The sequence below is a fragment of the Bradyrhizobium sp. 27S5 genome (genome assembly GCF_037217225.1).
GTDB classification, from domain to species: Bacteria; Pseudomonadota; Alphaproteobacteria; order Rhizobiales; family Xanthobacteraceae; genus Bradyrhizobium; species Bradyrhizobium septentrionale.
The window spans coordinates 8174722-8189757 of sequence record NZ_CP147714.1 but is presented as its reverse complement, the minus strand read 5'-3'; the positions used below and the strand labels follow the sequence as shown (position 1 = coordinate 8189757).

The following is a 15036-nucleotide window of genomic DNA, read 5'->3' as shown; positions in this document are numbered from 1 at the left end:
GATTTTCGGGCAGGTTTCTGCTAGGTCTTTCGGCCCGAAACCCTCGCTTCGCCTGGTAGCGCCGAACAGCTGGAATCCGAGGATGAACGCGATCGAAGAGGCCAATGCCGCGCCGATCGATCAGGCCGGGAAACGCCGAATGGCTGTGCGATGGGTGGCGTGCGCCCATGTCTTGCTCGCACTGACGCTCTTGCCCGCACTGATGCCGCCACTTTTGCATGCCCAAGACAGACGCGAGCTGCTCGACCGTCTGGTGCGCGCCTATCCCGACGCGCTGACCGGGCACGACGACACCACGATCACCTGGCGTGACGGCACGGTGATGCCGGTCGATGACGGCGTCGTCGGCAAGCCGTTCGATCAGATGCTGCGCAATGCGTCGATCCTCGATCAGATGCGGTTGTCCTATCCGTCCGGGCCAGCCGCGCCGCCGGCCCCGAACGCCGATCCCGGCCGTTTCCGCAACGAGGCCTTCTTCAAGAAGATGTACGGCGACTGCAATACGGATGAGGTCAGGCGGAACCTGGTGACGATCATTTGGCTGCCGCGATCCTGGGGCAAGCCGGTTCAGGTCACGCGGGTCAACGGCGTGGCCGAGCGTCTCAAGCAGGTCTCGGCCGAGATCGACGCGCTCGCTCCGGGCTGCGCGCCGCCGCCTTTCCGATCGCCGGTGTGCTGTCGTGTCGCGCCGTCGCCGATACCGGCCGGATGAGCATGCATGGCTACGCCGCTGCGATCGACCTCAACCTGAAAGTTTCGGATTACTGGCTGTGGGCGGGCAAGGGCAGCACAATCGCCTACAAAAACCGCATGCCGCAGCAGATCGTCGACATTTTCGAGCGCCACGGATTCATCTGGGGCGGCAAATGGTATCACTACGATACCATGCATTTCGAGTACCGGCCGGAGCTTCTCGGAAAGTGAATCGGCCGGTTTGAGGCGTTCTCACGCCAAGCTGATTTCACTCGCCACAAAAACGCGCTAAAGCGCGCTGAACTGCTGGTGAGCACTCACTCATCGCGCTTCCGCTTCCATTCGGCATGATCCCTTCGGAAAACCACTTTCCAGTTTTCCGGGTCATGCCTTTAGGCACAGGCCATGTCGACCGTCTCCACCCTCCCTGCCGCCCGGCGCACCAGCCGCAAGCTGACGATCCGGCGCATCGCCGCATGGGTTGCCTCGCGCGCAACCAGTCCCGGGACCGGCCTGTGGCTCGTGATCGGCTTCGCGCTGGTCCACGCGATCTTGTGGACGCTGATCCTGATCAGGCTCAAGGCCGCGCAGGACGTCCATATGGATGTCGCGGAGGCCTATGCCTGGGGCCAGCGCTTCCTGCTTGGTTATGGCAAGCATCCGCCGCTGTCGGGCTGGATCGCCGGGGTCTGGTTCAGGATATTCCCGGTCACCAACTGGTCGACCTACGCGCTTGCGATGGCAACCGTCAGCTTTGCGCTGGTGGTTTGCTGGCTGATTGCGCTGCGGGTCGTCGATCGCCGCCGTGCGTTCTTCATGGTGGTGATGCTCGCGCTCTACCCGATCTTCAATTTCAAGGGCTTCAAGTACAACGCCGACCTCGCGCAGCTGGTGCCGCTGCCGCTCCTGGTGCTGGCCTATCTGAACGCGTTCGAGAAGCGCACCGTGAAATCGGGCCTCTGGCTCGGCTTTGCCGGCATGTTGGCGCTGATGACCAAGTACTGGGTGGTGACGATGATCGGCGCCATCGGGCTTGCCGCGCTGATCCATCCGCAGCGGATGCAATTCCTGCGCTCGCCGGCGCCATGGGTTGCGATCGGCACGATGGTCGTGGCGATGATTCCGCATCTGGTCTGGCTGGAGGAGGTGAACTTCCTGCCGTTCACCTATGCCGGCGATGTCTACGCGCTGTCGAGCCGCGCGCTCAACGTCCAGCTCGTGATCGGCTACATCGTGCACAATCTTGGGCTGCTCGCGATTCCCGTCGTGCTGGGTCTAGTGGCGCTGCTGCTGGGGTCGGTGCCGTGGCGGCCGTCGGACGTGCTGGCGCGGATCTGGTCGCGCGGACCCAATCCGGGCGTCAATCGGCCGCAGGCGCTCAATGTCTGGATCATCCAGTCGATCGTCGCGATCGGGCCGCCGCTCGGCGCGTTGGCTTTCGAGGTCTATATCAAGACCGATTGGGGCATCCCGCTGTTCTTCCTGGTGCCGCTTGCGCTGGTGGCGATCCCCTCGCTTCGTATCCCGCGGATGGCGCTGTTCTCGATATCAGCCGTCTGGTTGGTGGCCACGGTTGCCACGCTGATCGCTGCGCCCAGCATCGCCACGCAGGAGATGGCGTCGAGCCACAATGGCGCCTCGACCTACGCCGCGCGCTCCGAGCTCGCCCGCGAGCTCACCGAGACCTGGCAGGCCAAATTCCATTCGCGCTGGGCCGTGGTCGTCGCACGTTCCGACATTGGCGAGCCGATGACGTTCTACAGCCCCGATCATCCGGCGTCGCTGGTGCCGGGCGAGGCGTGGTCGTCGGGGCTGACATCACTCGACGAGGCCAAGCGCCTCGGCTTCATCGGCGTCTGCGACACCACCGATCCGGTGTTCCTGAAGCCGTGCGAGGCATGGATGGCGGAGAATGCTAGGGATGCCGAGCCGCTGGTGATGACCACCATGCGCTTCTTCAACGGCCATCCCGGCCCGTCGACGGTCTGGAAAGTCTATCTGGTGCCGCCGGCGAAGTAGCGCCGCGGCATCGTTGCCACCAACTGTCTTGAACAGTCGCCATTGCCGTTCCGTCATCCTGAGGTGCGAACTCTTGCGAGCCTCGAAGGATGCACGGCCACAGTCGGGCCGTCGACCCTTCGAGACGCGCGCGATGCGCGCTCCTCAGGGTGACGGTGATGGCTTGGCCTAGCGGGCGGGCAGCCCTTACGTGCCTTCCTCGTTGAACTTGCTGGCGACGAGTTCGGCGATGGCGTCCAGTGCTTGCTGCGCCTGCTCGCCCTTTGCCGAGACCACGACCGTGGTGCCGGGCCCGGCGGCGAGCATCATCAATCCCATGATCGAGGTGCCGCCGACGGTCTCGCCGCCGCGCGTGACCCAGATCTCGGCGTTGAAGCGCTCGACCATCTGGACGAATTTGGCTGATGCCCGCGCATGCAGGCCGCGCTTGTTGACGATCAAGAGCTCACGGGAAATGGCGCCGGCCGGCACGCCCGGGCCGACCTGATTCTCGCCCGGGGCCTCGCCGCTCATTTGCCTGCGAGAACGCGGCTGGCGATCGTGACGTACTTGCGGCCGGCTTCCTGGGCCATCGCGATCGCGTCGGGCAGCGAACGCTCCTCGCGAACCTTGGCGAGCTTGACCAGCATCGGAAGATTGATGCCCGCAAGCACTTCCACCTTCGGGCGGCTCATGCAGGAGATCGCGAGGTTCGACGGCGTGCCGCCAAACATGTCGGTGAGGATCGCAACGCCGTCGCCGCTATCGACGCGGTTCACCGCCTCGATGATGTCGCTTCGACAGAGATCGGAATCATCCTCGGCGCCGATCGTAATTGCTTCAATTTGTTTCTGCGGACCCATGACGTGTTCGAGCGCGGCTCGGAACTCGTCGGCAAGGCGCCCATGGGTCACCAGCACTAGACCAATCATCGGAAACTCCTCGCGGGCGCCCTTTGGTGCACCGCACGAACGCGCCACTTTGACCATCCAGAGGCCCTGCGCAAGAGGGCATCTTGGCTAGTCTCCCTGTTCCTGGCGGTAGAGAGGGGAGGCTGCGCCGGCAAAATCCGACGCGATAGTGGATGTGATATGGTTACCAATTCCCTTCTCACAATTGGCCGCAAGATTACGGGAACATGAACTTTCAGGTTGTCGTCAGCGCAGCGACAACCAGCGGCAGGGGTTGGAAGCCGGCCGGTACGGGAATTCGCGGTATTGAAACACCATTAAGGCGAGTCTTGAGCGCCTCCGGCGACGGCAGCCGCGCGGCGTCATCGGCCGCGAGGTCGACGACCAGCCCCACCACGGCCTCGTTTGCGAACGGGCAATGGCGGATTCCGAGGCCTCGGATCTCGATCAGGCCGGCCAATTGCTGTGCCGGGCGAACCCACAATTGTTCGCCGGCTGTGTCGAGATAGACACGGTCGTCCCCCACCAAAATGGCCGGCGGGAGCGCTCCGGTGCGCCCGGCGAGAATCAGCTCGAAGGCCAGACGCGACTTGCCGGCGCCCGAGGGGCCGCGGATCAGCACTGCACGCTCGCCGACCAGAACGGCGGATGCGTGCACGCTTGAATTGTCGCTCATAGTGACGGCAGCCTGACCACGAAGCGCGCGCCGGCAACTGTGGGCTGGCCATCTTGGTCCACCGGGCCAAGGCGGTTCTCGGCCCAGATGCGTCCGCCATGCGCTTCGATGATCTGCTTGGAGATCGAGAGCCCAAGGCCGGAGTTCTGGCCAAATCCCTGATGCGGCCGGTCGGTGTAGAAGCGCTCGAAGATCCGCTCCAGCGCGTCCTCGCCGATGCCGGGCCCGTCATCATCGACCACGATCTCGACCTCGCCGCGGCTGCGGCGACAAACGATGCGCACCTTGTCGCCCGGCTTGGAGAATGATTGCGCATTCGACAGCAGGTTCGAGATCACCTGACCGAGCCGGGAATCATGGCCGGGCACCGAGAGCGTGTCGGTCGGTCCGCGGCCCTCGAAGCGGGCTTCGACGGCGACGTCGTGGCCGAGCCGGGTCTCGTTGGCGACGCTGGTCAGCGTCGTCAGCAGCCGCCGCAGATCGACCGGCGCCATGTCCTGACGCTGCAGCTCGGCATCGAGCCGGCTTGCGTCGGAGATGTCGGAGATCAGGCGGTCGAGCCGCCTGACGTCGTGCTCGATCACGGCGAGCAGCCGCGCGCGGCTGTTCTCGTTGCGCGCCAAAGGCAGCGTCTCCACCGCGGAGCGCAGCGAGGTCAGTGGGTTCTTCAACTCATGGGCGACATCGGCCGCGAACATCTCGATCGCCTCGATGCGGCTGTAGAGCGCGTTGGTCATGTCGCGCAGTGCGCCGGAGAGATGGCCGATCTCGTCGCGGCGCCCGGTGAAATCGGGAATCTCGACGCGGGTCTGGATGCGGTGACGGACGCGCTCGGCACCGTCGGCGAGCCGGCGTACCGGGCCTGCGATCGTGCTCGCCAGCAGCAGCGACAGCATGATCATGACCGCGGAGGCGACCCCGCCGATCTTGAGGATGGCGAGGCGCTCCGACATCACGAGCTGGTCGATGTCGTCGCCCTGCGTGGTCAGCATCAGTGCGCCGCGCACGGCGCGGAAATGCTGCACCGGAACGGCAACCGACACGATGATCGCGCCGCGCTCGGTGACGCGCACTGCGCTGCCCTTCATGCCCTCGAGCGATTGCGCGACTTCCGAATAGCCCTTGCCGCCTTCGGGGCCGAGCTCGCGGTAGATCGGCAGGTCGCCGCGGTTGAGCCAGGTCTTGATCGTGGCCTTGGTCTTGTCGTACAGCGACGACTTCTCCGACGGTGGCGGCAGCTCCATGCGCAGCACGTCGCCGCGCGCGAACAGGTTGCGGCTGTCGAGGATCAGGCCGCCATCGCGGTCGAAGATGCGGGCTCGCGTCTTGGTCGGCGCGATCAGGCGGCGCAGGATCGGCGCGACCCGTTCGGGATTGATCGGGAAATCCGCCGATTCATCCGGCTGGCCGAAGCTCTCGCCGGGCTTCAGGTCGAGCAGGCGGTCGGGATCGATCGTGACGGTATTGCCTTCGACGGTCGCGGAGGCGGCAATCGCCTCCGAGATGATCTCGGCATAGACCAAGAGGCTCTGCGTGCGCGCCTCGATCAGGCCGGCGCGGAATTGCGAGAGATAGAGGATGCTAGCGACCAGCGCGACGAGGCCGGCGAGGTTGAGCGAGACGATGCGGCGCGTCAGGCTCGAGAACGACAGCGCGAAGAAGAACTGACCGGCCCGGCGCAGCCAACCGAGCGGCCGGCGCCAGCCCTTTTCCTGCGCCAAGTCCTGCGCAACGTCGTCGGCCACGGCCTCGTGATCGAGGAGCTGGGACGCGTCCTCGGTGTTCAGTCCCTGCTCGAGCTGCGTTCGATCAAGCACTGGCAAAGCTGCCGGTTGGTATGGATGTCGTCCCGCGAAGCAAATGGTGGCCCGAGCTTACCCCAGCCGTGCGGACCCTGTCAGGTAACAAGCCGCCCGGGAAGTGCAGATCAGGCTTCCTTGAAGCGATAGCCGACGCCGTACAGCGTCTCGATCATCTCGAAATCGTCGTCGACCACCTTGAACTTCTTGCGCAGCCGCTTGATGTGGCTGTCGATGGTGCGGTCGTCGACATAGACCTGGTCGTCATAGGCCGCGTCCATCAGTGCGTTGCGGCTCTTCACCACGCCGGGGCGGGTGGCGAGCGCCTGCAGGATCAGGAATTCGGTCACGGTGAGCGTCACCGGCTCGTTCTTCCAGGTGCAGGTGTGGCGCTCCGGGTCCATCCGCAGCAGGCCGCGGTCGAGCGCGCGGGCGTCCGGCTCCTTCGGCGCGGCGGTCGGATCCTTCGGCTGGCCGCGGCGGAGCACGGCCTTGACGCGTTCGACCAGCAGGCGCTGCGAGAACGGCTTGCGGATGAAATCGTCGGCGCCCATTTTCAGGCCGAACAATTCGTCGATCTCTTCATCCTTCGAGGTGAGAAAGATCACCGGCAGGTCGGACTTCTGGCGCAGCCGGCGCAGCGTCTCCATGCCGTCCATGCGCGGCATCTTGATATCGAGGATCGCCAGATCGGGCGGCGACGTGCGAAACCCATCCAGCGCCGACGCACCGTCCGTGTAGGTCATGATGCGATAGCCTTCGGCTTCGAGCGCGATCGAGACCGAAGTAAGAATGTTGCGGTCGTCGTCGACCAGGGCGATTGTGGGCATGTGCTGCTTTCACAATTTGAGAGTGGCTTAAGCGGCGGGCACTCTGGCGACGCGCCGTGGAAATGGGCTTCGAACGCGGTCAACGAGCAATGCAAGCTGGGCTGAAGTGTGACCGAGTTCCGCAAAAACGCTGCGACCCAAGCGATGGACCCCATATAGCACCCTTAGACCCTGAGAAAAGGCCCTTTTTTCATGCGGAACCGGCCCGATTCGCCCATAAAATGATCCGATAGACCCATGCAACCGACCGCCGACTTCGACCCCGCCCGTCTTGCCCGCTCGCTGCTGCGCCGCAGCCGCCAGGGGGCGCTCGCCACGCTGATGACCGGGACCGGCGATCCCTATTGCTCGCTGGTCAATCTGGCCAGTCATCCCGACGGCTCGCCAATCCTGCTGATTTCGCGGCTGGCGCTGCACACCAAGAACATCCTTGCCGATAGCCGGGTGTCGCTGATGCTGGACGAGCGCGCCGAGGGCGATCCGCTGGAGGGCGCCCGGATCATGCTGGGGGGTAAGGCCGAGGAGGTCGCGGAGGCTGAGCGGGAGCTCGTCCGCCGGCGCTATCTCGGCGCCCATCCTTCGGCGGAAGCCTTTGTAGAATTTAAGGATTTTTCGTTCTTCTTGATAAAGCCGAGCGGCGCCCATCTGGTGGCCGGGTTCGGCCGTATCGTCGACCTCAAGCCGGCGCAGTTCCTGACCGATCTCGGCGGGGCCGAAGCGCTGCTGGAGGCCGAGCCCGGCGCGGTGGCGCATATGAACGAGGATCACCGCGAGGCCATGAACCTCTACGCCACGCGGCTGCTCGGCGCGGAAAGTGCCGACTGGCTCTGCACCGGCAGCGACCCAGAGGGCATGGACATGCAGGCCGGCCGCAACACGCTGCGGCTCGATTTCCCCGAGAGGGTCACCAACGGCACCTTGCTGCGCAAGATGCTCGTGCGGCTCGCCGGCGAGGCGCGCGCCAAGCAATAGCATCGCGATAATCTCAGGCCTTGTCTTGAACGGACGCCGCCGCTGCCGCGACCCAAGGCAGCGCAACTGAGGAAGGCAGCGCAGCGAGGCATGATGTCGCATGGCCGCTGCTCCTTGCGCGAACTTGCTGCGCCAGGAGCGAGGCCTATGAAGTCAGGCAACCATCTGGTCGTCACGCTGTGGCTTGCGCTGGCCGCGAGCAGCAGCCTGTCCGCACCGGCATTCGCACAGCAGGGCAGCGTCGCAGCGCTCAGCGCCAGGATCAACGCGCTCAGCCGCGCCGGCAAATATGCCGAAGCGCTGCCGCTGGCGCAGGGCCTGCTCGACAGCCTCGAAAAGAAGTACGGGTCCGATAACCGCGATGTCGCGGCGGCGCTGAACAATCTCGCCCAGATCTACGGCGCGCAGGGCCGCGACGCCGAGGCCGAGCCGTTGTTGAAGCGCGCCATCGCGATCCTCGACCGAGTGTCGGGTCTTGATTCCGCCGATGCCGCGCCTGAACTGAACAACCTTGCCGCGCTCTATCAGCGGCAGGAGCGCTATGCCGATGCCGAGCCGTTGTTCAAGCGGGCACTGGCAATCCGCGAGAAGGCGCTAGGTCGAAACCATCCCGATCTCGGCCAATCGCTCAACAATCTCGCGACGCTGTACGAGAAGCTTGGCCGGCACGCGGAATCCGAGCCGCTGTTCAAGCGGGCGCTCGCGATCTACGAGAAGGCGGCTGGTCCGGAGCATCCAGCGGTCGCGACCCTGCTCAACAATATCGGCCAGGTCGAGAAGGTGCAGGGGCGCTATGCGGAGGCCGAACCGCTGATCAGGCGCTCGCTTGCGATCCGCGAGAAAGTGCTCGGGCGCGAGCATCCCGATGTGGCGCGTTCGCTCAACAATCTCGCCGATCTCTATGATCGGCAGCGCCGTTATGCCGATGCCGAGCCGCTCTATCAGCGCGCTGTTGCGATCCGGCAAGGCGCGCTGGGACCCGATCATCCCGATCTTGCGATATCGCTCAACAACCTCGCCGGGCTCTACCAGGCCGAAGGCCGCAGCGCCGACGCGCTGCCGATCGTCGAGACCTCGATCACGAATGGCCGGGCGCAGCTCCGCATAGCGCTGCCGGTCTTGCTCGCCGCGCAGCGCCAGCAATTGCTGACCGGCGACAGGGCGCTCGACGCTGCGCTGAATGTGGTCCAGCGCGCCACGCAGTCATCGGCGGCGTCGGCCGTGAACAAGCTTGCGGTGCGGCTTGCCGCCGGCACCGACCGTCTCGCGCAGCTGGTGCGCCGCGACCAGGACCTCGCGGCGGAAGCCGAGGCTCTCGACAAGTCGCTGCTGTCGGCGGTGTCGAAGGACCGCGCCAAGCGCGACGCCGCGGCCGAGGCGCGCAGCCGCGCGCGGCTCGCCGCCATCGCGACCGAGCGTGCCGGCCTGCAAAAGACCTTTGCGATCGAGTTCCCCGACTATGCCGCGCTGTCGAATCCCTTGCCGATGACCGCGCGGGAGATCCAGGCGCTGCTCTCGCCCGACGAGGCGATGGTGCTGTTCGCGGTCGCTAACAAGGAAAGCTTCGTGTTCGCGCTGACCCGCGACGCGGTCGACTGGAAGCAGGTCTCCCTCGGCGGCGATGCGCTGTCTGCCAAAATTGCTGCATTTCGCCGCGGGCTCGATATCGGCAAGGCGAGCGATGCCAGCGGCAAGGCCGGCCTGTTCGATCTCGCACTGGCCAATGAGCTCTACGCGGCGCTGCTCGGCCCGGTCGATGCGCTGGTCAGGGACAAGCGCAGCCTGCTGGTCGCGCCTGTAGGAGCGTTGACAGCGCTACCATTCCATTTGCTGGTCACCGAGCCGCCGCCTTCAGCGATTCCCGAAACATTTGCCGGCTATCGCGACGCGGCATGGCTGTTGAAGCGGCAGGCGGTATCGGTGTTGCCTGCGGCTTCCAGCCTGAAGGCGTCGCGCGTCTTCGCGCGCAAGGAGCAAAGCACAAAGCCGCTGACCGGCTTTGGCGATCCGCTGTTCAATCCGTCGCGCGAAGGCTCGGGCGCCAATCGCACCGCGGTCAAGCAGGCCTCGCGCGCGCTGGTGACGTCGGCCTACACCGATTTCTGGCAAGGCGCCGGCGTCGATCGTGCGCGGCTTGCCGCCGCGCTGCCGCAACTGCCTGACACCGCCGACGAATTGAATGCGGTCGCAAAGGATCTCGGCGCTGAAGCCTCCGACATCCATCTCGGCGCTGACGCGAGCGAAACTGTGGTGAAGCGCGCGCCACTGGCTGACTACGCAATCATCTATTTCGCAACGCATGGCCTGGTTGCAGGCGATGTGAAGGGAGTTGCGGAACCTTCGCTGGTGTTGAGCATTCCTAATCAGCCGTCAGACCTTGACGACGGACTGCTCACCTCGAGCGAGGTCGCGCAGCTCAAGCTCAACGCCGATTGGGTGGTGCTATCTGCGTGCAACACGATCGCCGGCGACAAGCCCGGTGCCGAAGCCCTGTCAGGGCTGGCGCGCTCGTTCTTCTATGCGGGCGCGCGAGCACTGCTGGTGTCGCACTGGTCGGTGGATTCGGAGGCCGCAACGCGGCTGACCATTTCGACCTTCGATCGCCTGAAGGCCGATCCCAAACTGGGACGCGCGGAGGCGTTGCGCCAGGCGATGCTCGCCTATCTCAACGACACATCCTCGGCGCGAAATGCATACCCGGCATTCTGGGCGCCGTTCGCCCTGATCGGCGAAGGCGCGGCCCGCTAGCTGGCACCTTTTGTGCATCGCAACGCCTTGTACGCAGCGAGAAAGGTAGTGGAACGCCGCCCGACTGCTGTGAAAACAAAGCGAAAGCGAAAGCAAAACGAAAGGGTCCCGCGCTGCGGTATTTGCGCCAGATGATGTGCCCGCCTTGGAATCAACCAAAAGCCGTTCGACTGGCTTGGCAAGCCCGGCGATCCCCACTATTAGGTCGCCGGACCGGGGCCGAGAGGCTATATTCTGATGACGGTCACCGCGGCAGGGCGCGATTAGCGACATTCGCGCGAACAAGGATACGCGGGTTCGAGGAGGTACTTCGTGCAAGAGACGGGCGTGCATAACGGTGCCTTCGGCGCCGACAAATTCGGCTTAAAAAATCTCAAAGGCGTGCATTGGAACTATGGCGCGCCGCAGCTCTACGAGCATTCGTTGCGCAATGGCGAAGCGGTGCTCTCGGCCGATGGCGCGCTTTGCGCGGATACCGGTGAGTTCACCGGCCGCAGCCCGAAGGACAAGTTCACGGTCCGCGACGACCTGACCGACAAGAGCATGTGGTGGGCTGGCAACCAGTCGATCACGTCGGAGCAGTTCGCGGCGCTCTATGCCGACTTCCTCAAGCATGCCGAAGGCATGACGCTGTTCGCGCAGGATCTCTATGGCGGCGCCGATCCGACGCATCGCATCAAGACCCGCGTCTTCACCGAGCTCGCCTGGCACTCGCTGTTCATCCGCACGCTGCTGATTCGCCCCGAGGCGTCGGAGCTCGCGAGCTTCGTGCCGGAACTCACGATCATCGATCTGCCGAGCTTCCGCGCCGATCCGAAACGTCACGGCTGCAAGTCGGAGAACGTCGTCGCGATCGATTTCGCCCGCAAGATCGTCCTGATCGGCGGATCTTATTATGCCGGCGAAATGAAGAAGAGCGTGTTCACCACGCTGAACTTCTACCTGCCCGAAAAGGGCGTGATGCCGATGCACTGCTCGGCCAATGTCGGCCCCGACGGCGACAGCGCGATCTTCTTCGGCCTGTCCGGCACCGGCAAGACCACGCTCTCGGCCGATCCCAAGCGCACGCTGATCGGCGATGACGAGCATGGCTGGAGCGCCGACGGAATCTTCAATTTCGAGGGCGGCTGCTACGCCAAGTGCATCAAGCTCTCCGCCGAGGCCGAGCCCGAGATCTACGCCGCCAGCAAGCGCTTCGGCGCGGTGCTGGAAAACGTCGTGCTCGGTGCGAATGATCGCGTGCCGGATTTCGACGACGGCTCGAAGACCGAGAACACCCGCTCGGCCTATCCGCTCGATTTCATCCCGAACGCCTCGCGCACCGGCCGCGCGCCGCATCCGAAGAATGTGGTGATGCTCGCCGCCGACGCCTTCGGCGTGATGCCGCCGATCGCCAAGCTGACGCCGGCGCAGGCGATGTATCACTTCCTGTCCGGCTACACCGCGAAGGTCGCGGGCACCGAGCGCGGGCTCGGCAACGAGCCGCAGCCGGAATTCTCGACCTGCTTCGGCTCGCCGTTCCTGCCGCGCGATCCGTCGGTCTACGGCAATCTGCTGCGCGAGCTGATCGCCAAGCACAATGTCGATTGCTGGCTGGTCAACACCGGCTGGACCGGCGGCAAGTACGGCACCGGCCGCCGCATGCCGATCAAGGTGACGCGCGCGCTGCTCACCGCGGCGCTGAACGGCAGCTTGCGCAATGCCGACTTCCGCACCGACAAGTATTTCGGCTTCGCGGTGCCGACCTCGCTGCCGGGCGTCGAGCCGCACATCCTCGATCCGATCAAGACCTGGGCCGACAAGGTCGAGTTCGACAAGACCGCGCGTGCACTGGTCGGCATGTTCCAGAAGAACTTTGCCAAGTTCGAAGCGCAGGTCGACGCCGAAGTCCGCGCCGCCGCGCCGGAAGTGAAGCTGGCGGCGGAGTAAAGCGCGCAACGATCCCGCGATTTGAAAAGGCGGCCCTCGTGGCCGCCTTTTTTATTGCAGTTGTCTTCCTCTATCCGCGCGACACGTCCTCGTTCCGTCACCCTGAGGAGCCGCGCAGCGGCGTCTCGAAGGGTCGCCGGCCACCAGCCGGGCCGTACATCCTTCGAGGCTCGCAAGTGCTCGCACCTCAGGATGACGGGTCCGGGTATGTGCTACTCGCCCATCTCGGGCAGCACCGCGTTGCTTGGCGTCTGGCGGTCGGTGATCTGCAGGCCGAACAGGCTGCCGATCAATTCGACCGCGACGCGCGCGGTGCGGCCGCGCTCGTCGAGGAAGGGATTGAGCTCGACGATATCGAGCGAACGCACCAGCCCGGAATCGTGCAGCAGCTCCATGATCAGATGCGCTTCGCGATAGGTCGCGCCGCCAGGCACCGTGGTGCCGACGCCGGGCGCCACCGCCGGGTCGAGGAAGTCGACGTCGAACGAGACATGCAGCACGCCGTTCTTTGCCCTGACGCGCTCGATGACGCGGCGGGTCAGCACGGCGACGCCGAACTCGTCGATCTGGCGCATGTCTGATATCGCGACATTGCGCTGACGCAGCAATTTGCGCTCCAGCGGATCGACCGAACGGGTGCCGATCAGGTCGAGCTGATCGGGCGGGATCGAGGCGCGCGGCAGCCCGCCGAGCAGGTCGTCGAGGCCGGGCTCGCCGCACAGGAAGGCCGCGGACATGCCGTGCATGTTGCCGGTGATGGTGGTGGCCGGCGTGTTGTAGTCGGCATGCGCGTCGACCCACAGCGCAAACAGCGGCCGGCCTTTTTCCTTCCAGTAGCGTGCGACGCCGTTGATCGATCCCATCGACAACGAGTGATCGCCGCCCATGAAAATCGGGATCGCGCCGGAATGCGCCAGCCAGTAGGCGCGCTCGGAGAGCGCGCGGGTCCAGGTCTTCACCTCGTCGTAGAATCTGGTGTTCGCCGGCACCGGGCCGTCGGCGACAACAGCCGGGATCGCCAGGTTGCCGTGGTCGTCAACTTGGAAGTCGAGCTGCTCGAGCAGGCGGGCGATACCCGCGGTGCGCAGCGCGTCCGGTCCCATCAGCGGACCGGCCTGCGATGCGCCGATCTCGATGGGAACGCCCAGCAAAGCGATGCGCGATGGTTTGGAATTGTCGGCTTCGGACATGCGGCGGTGCTCCCAAAGGCGTGGAACAGAAGCGACGCGCCAATGTTCCCTCAACCCTTGAAATAGGCAATCCGGTCGCGACAGACCAATGTGGATATGTGCGCTTCGCTTAGGCCTTGAAGTAGGCGATCTGCGTCGTGGTCGCCAGCAGGCGGCCGGAGGGCGACCATAATTCGCCGTGCTGGTCGCCATAGCTCTTGTGGAAGGTCTTGGCGTCGGCTGTGGCGAGCACGCGAGTGGTATCCTCTGCGTCCAGATCCGCCGCGTCGGCGTGGAAATAGGTCGTCAGCGACACCGTGCCGAACGGCACCAGCTCGTGCCGCGCGTGGAACACGCGGCCGAAGAAGGCGTCCGACATCGACATCAGCGACAGCGCATCGAGCTTGCGCGGCACGCGGTCGGCGATCCACATCTTGGAATAGGCGCTCGACGGTTCCTTCGCGGCGCTGCCGCTGAAGTTCGGCTCGCCCTCGGCGAAGCGGAAGTCGTACTGGTTGGCCCAGGTCATCGCGAGCTTCGGATAGGACCGGAGCTGCTCGAACGCCACCGCGCCGGGAAAGTCGGCCGGCTGGTGCGACCACGAGGGCCGGCGCTCGGCGAACACGGCGGTCGCCAGCGTCGCGACCTCGCCGCCGCCCTGCGTCATCTCGACCGACCAGTGCTGGCTGGAGCGGTTGGCCTTGACCAGGCGGACATCGAGATCGAACACGCCCTCGGCGACCGGCGCGCAGTAGTTGACCGTCAGTGCCAGCGGATCGCCCGCGCGCTGCGGGTGCTGCATCAGCGCCCGCAGGATGGTCGCCGCCGTGCAGCCGCCGAACGGGCCGACGAACGCCCAGTAATCCGGGCTGGTCCGTCCCTGCCAGCGGCTGTCGCCGGCGGTCACGGCAGTGGCGTCATCGAACAGGTGCGGGGTCTTGGTGAGCATGAATTCGATCCGTTAAATCTTTACCGACGTCCCATTCCATAGTCGAAACTCAACCGTGTCTTCGGCACTGCCGTATTCCTTGCAGCTCGACAGGTCTTTCGCCGGATCATCTGTTACCCAGATGTCGACCAATTTGCCGGCCCGACGCGCCAGCGTGATCACACTTACATTGCCGATTAGATCGGCGAGAAGCCGCTCGACGGCCACTACCTCGTCCTGTCCGGTGAGTGCTGCCAAGACGCTTCCATGCGTGTGCCACGGATATCCGTCAAAGCCGATGGTCCAATCACCATCGGGGCAGGTAACAATGAATTTCAGCTGCCCGTCCGGGCTAACGTACTCGCCGACAGGCATTGCCAAAT

14 protein-coding genes are annotated in these 15036 nt (G+C 64.9%); 6 read left to right on the top strand and 8 right to left on the bottom strand.

The genetic code is table 11. From position 1 onward, the window contains the following. Positions 1–82: 82 nt before the first annotated feature. From WDM24_RS38545 to WDM24_RS38535, 3 genes are all read left to right on the top strand, one after another. Positions 83–712, top strand: coding sequence for a hypothetical protein (locus tag WDM24_RS38545; protein ID WP_338829417.1), 630 nt, complete (start codon positions 83–85; stop codon positions 710–712). Then, positions 709–924, top strand: a complete 216-nt coding sequence (locus tag WDM24_RS38540; protein ID WP_338829416.1) for a M15 family metallopeptidase — start codon at positions 709–711, stop codon at positions 922–924. The genes WDM24_RS38545 and WDM24_RS38540 overlap by 4 nt, the downstream gene beginning before the upstream one ends. 174 nt (positions 925–1098) lie before the next feature. Further along, positions 1099–2712, top strand: a complete 1614-nt coding sequence (locus WDM24_RS38535; protein WP_338829415.1) for a glycosyltransferase family 39 protein — start codon at positions 1099–1101, stop codon at positions 2710–2712. Positions 2713–2898: 186 nt separating this feature from the next. Here WDM24_RS38535 and WDM24_RS38530 read toward each other — a convergent pair whose 3' ends face one another. The 5 genes from WDM24_RS38530 to WDM24_RS38510 all read right to left on the bottom strand — a co-directional run bounded on the left by WDM24_RS38530 (position 2899) and on the right by WDM24_RS38510 (position 6907). Continuing rightward, positions 2899–3225: an HPr family phosphocarrier protein gene (locus WDM24_RS38530; RefSeq protein ID WP_166299454.1), complete on the bottom strand. Its 327-nt coding sequence runs from the start codon at positions 3223–3225 to the stop codon at positions 2899–2901. Then, positions 3222–3623 carry a PTS sugar transporter subunit IIA gene (locus WDM24_RS38525; RefSeq protein WP_021076632.1) on the bottom strand — a complete coding sequence of 134 codons (402 nt, stop codon included), beginning with the start codon at positions 3621–3623 and terminating at the stop codon, positions 3222–3224. The genes WDM24_RS38530 and WDM24_RS38525 overlap by 4 nt, the downstream gene beginning before the upstream one ends. Positions 3624–3837: 214 nt before the next feature. Further along, on the bottom strand, positions 3838–4278 hold the full coding sequence (locus WDM24_RS38520; protein ID WP_338829414.1) for an HPr kinase/phosphatase C-terminal domain-containing protein: 441 nt from the start codon (positions 4276–4278) through the stop codon (positions 3838–3840). Beyond that, complete coding sequence (locus tag WDM24_RS38515; RefSeq protein WP_414645789.1) at positions 4275–6023, bottom strand: stimulus-sensing domain-containing protein; 1749 nt, start codon at positions 6021–6023, stop codon at positions 4275–4277. The genes WDM24_RS38520 and WDM24_RS38515 overlap by 4 nt, the downstream gene beginning before the upstream one ends. Positions 6024–6205: 182 nt before the next feature. After that, positions 6206–6907 (bottom strand): response regulator transcription factor, encoded by a 702-nt coding sequence (locus tag WDM24_RS38510; RefSeq protein WP_016843287.1) that lies wholly within the window; start codon positions 6905–6907, stop codon positions 6206–6208. Between the two features lie 237 nt (positions 6908–7144). Between WDM24_RS38510 and WDM24_RS38505 the strand changes: the two genes are divergently transcribed. From WDM24_RS38505 to WDM24_RS38495, 3 genes are all read left to right on the top strand, one after another. After that, a complete protein-coding gene (locus WDM24_RS38505; protein ID WP_166299451.1) occupies positions 7145–7879 on the top strand; it encodes a HugZ family protein in 735 nt (244 codons plus the stop codon). Between the two features lie 147 nt (positions 7880–8026). Continuing rightward, positions 8027–10627: a CHAT domain-containing tetratricopeptide repeat protein gene (locus WDM24_RS38500; protein ID WP_338829413.1), complete on the top strand. Its 2601-nt coding sequence runs from the start codon at positions 8027–8029 to the stop codon at positions 10625–10627. Between the two features lie 312 nt (positions 10628–10939). After that, positions 10940–12556 (top strand): phosphoenolpyruvate carboxykinase, encoded by a 1617-nt coding sequence (locus WDM24_RS38495; protein WP_166299449.1) that lies wholly within the window; start codon positions 10940–10942, stop codon positions 12554–12556. A 212-nt stretch (positions 12557–12768) separates the two neighbouring features. Here WDM24_RS38495 and rocF read toward each other — a convergent pair whose 3' ends face one another. The 3 genes from rocF to WDM24_RS38480 all read right to left on the bottom strand — a co-directional run bounded on the left by rocF (position 12769) and on the right by WDM24_RS38480 (position 15028). Continuing rightward, positions 12769–13746 (bottom strand): arginase, encoded by a 978-nt coding sequence (rocF, locus tag WDM24_RS38490; protein ID WP_338692635.1) that lies wholly within the window; start codon positions 13744–13746, stop codon positions 12769–12771. Positions 13747–13855: 109 nt separating this feature from the next. Then, entirely contained in the window at positions 13856–14674 is an 819-nt protein-coding gene (locus WDM24_RS38485) for a thioesterase family protein (protein ID WP_338829412.1), read from the bottom strand. Between the two features lie 12 nt (positions 14675–14686). Continuing rightward, on the bottom strand, positions 14687–15028 hold the full coding sequence (locus tag WDM24_RS38480; protein WP_338829411.1) for a hypothetical protein: 342 nt from the start codon (positions 15026–15028) through the stop codon (positions 14687–14689). Between the last annotated feature and the right edge of the window lie 8 nt (positions 15029–15036).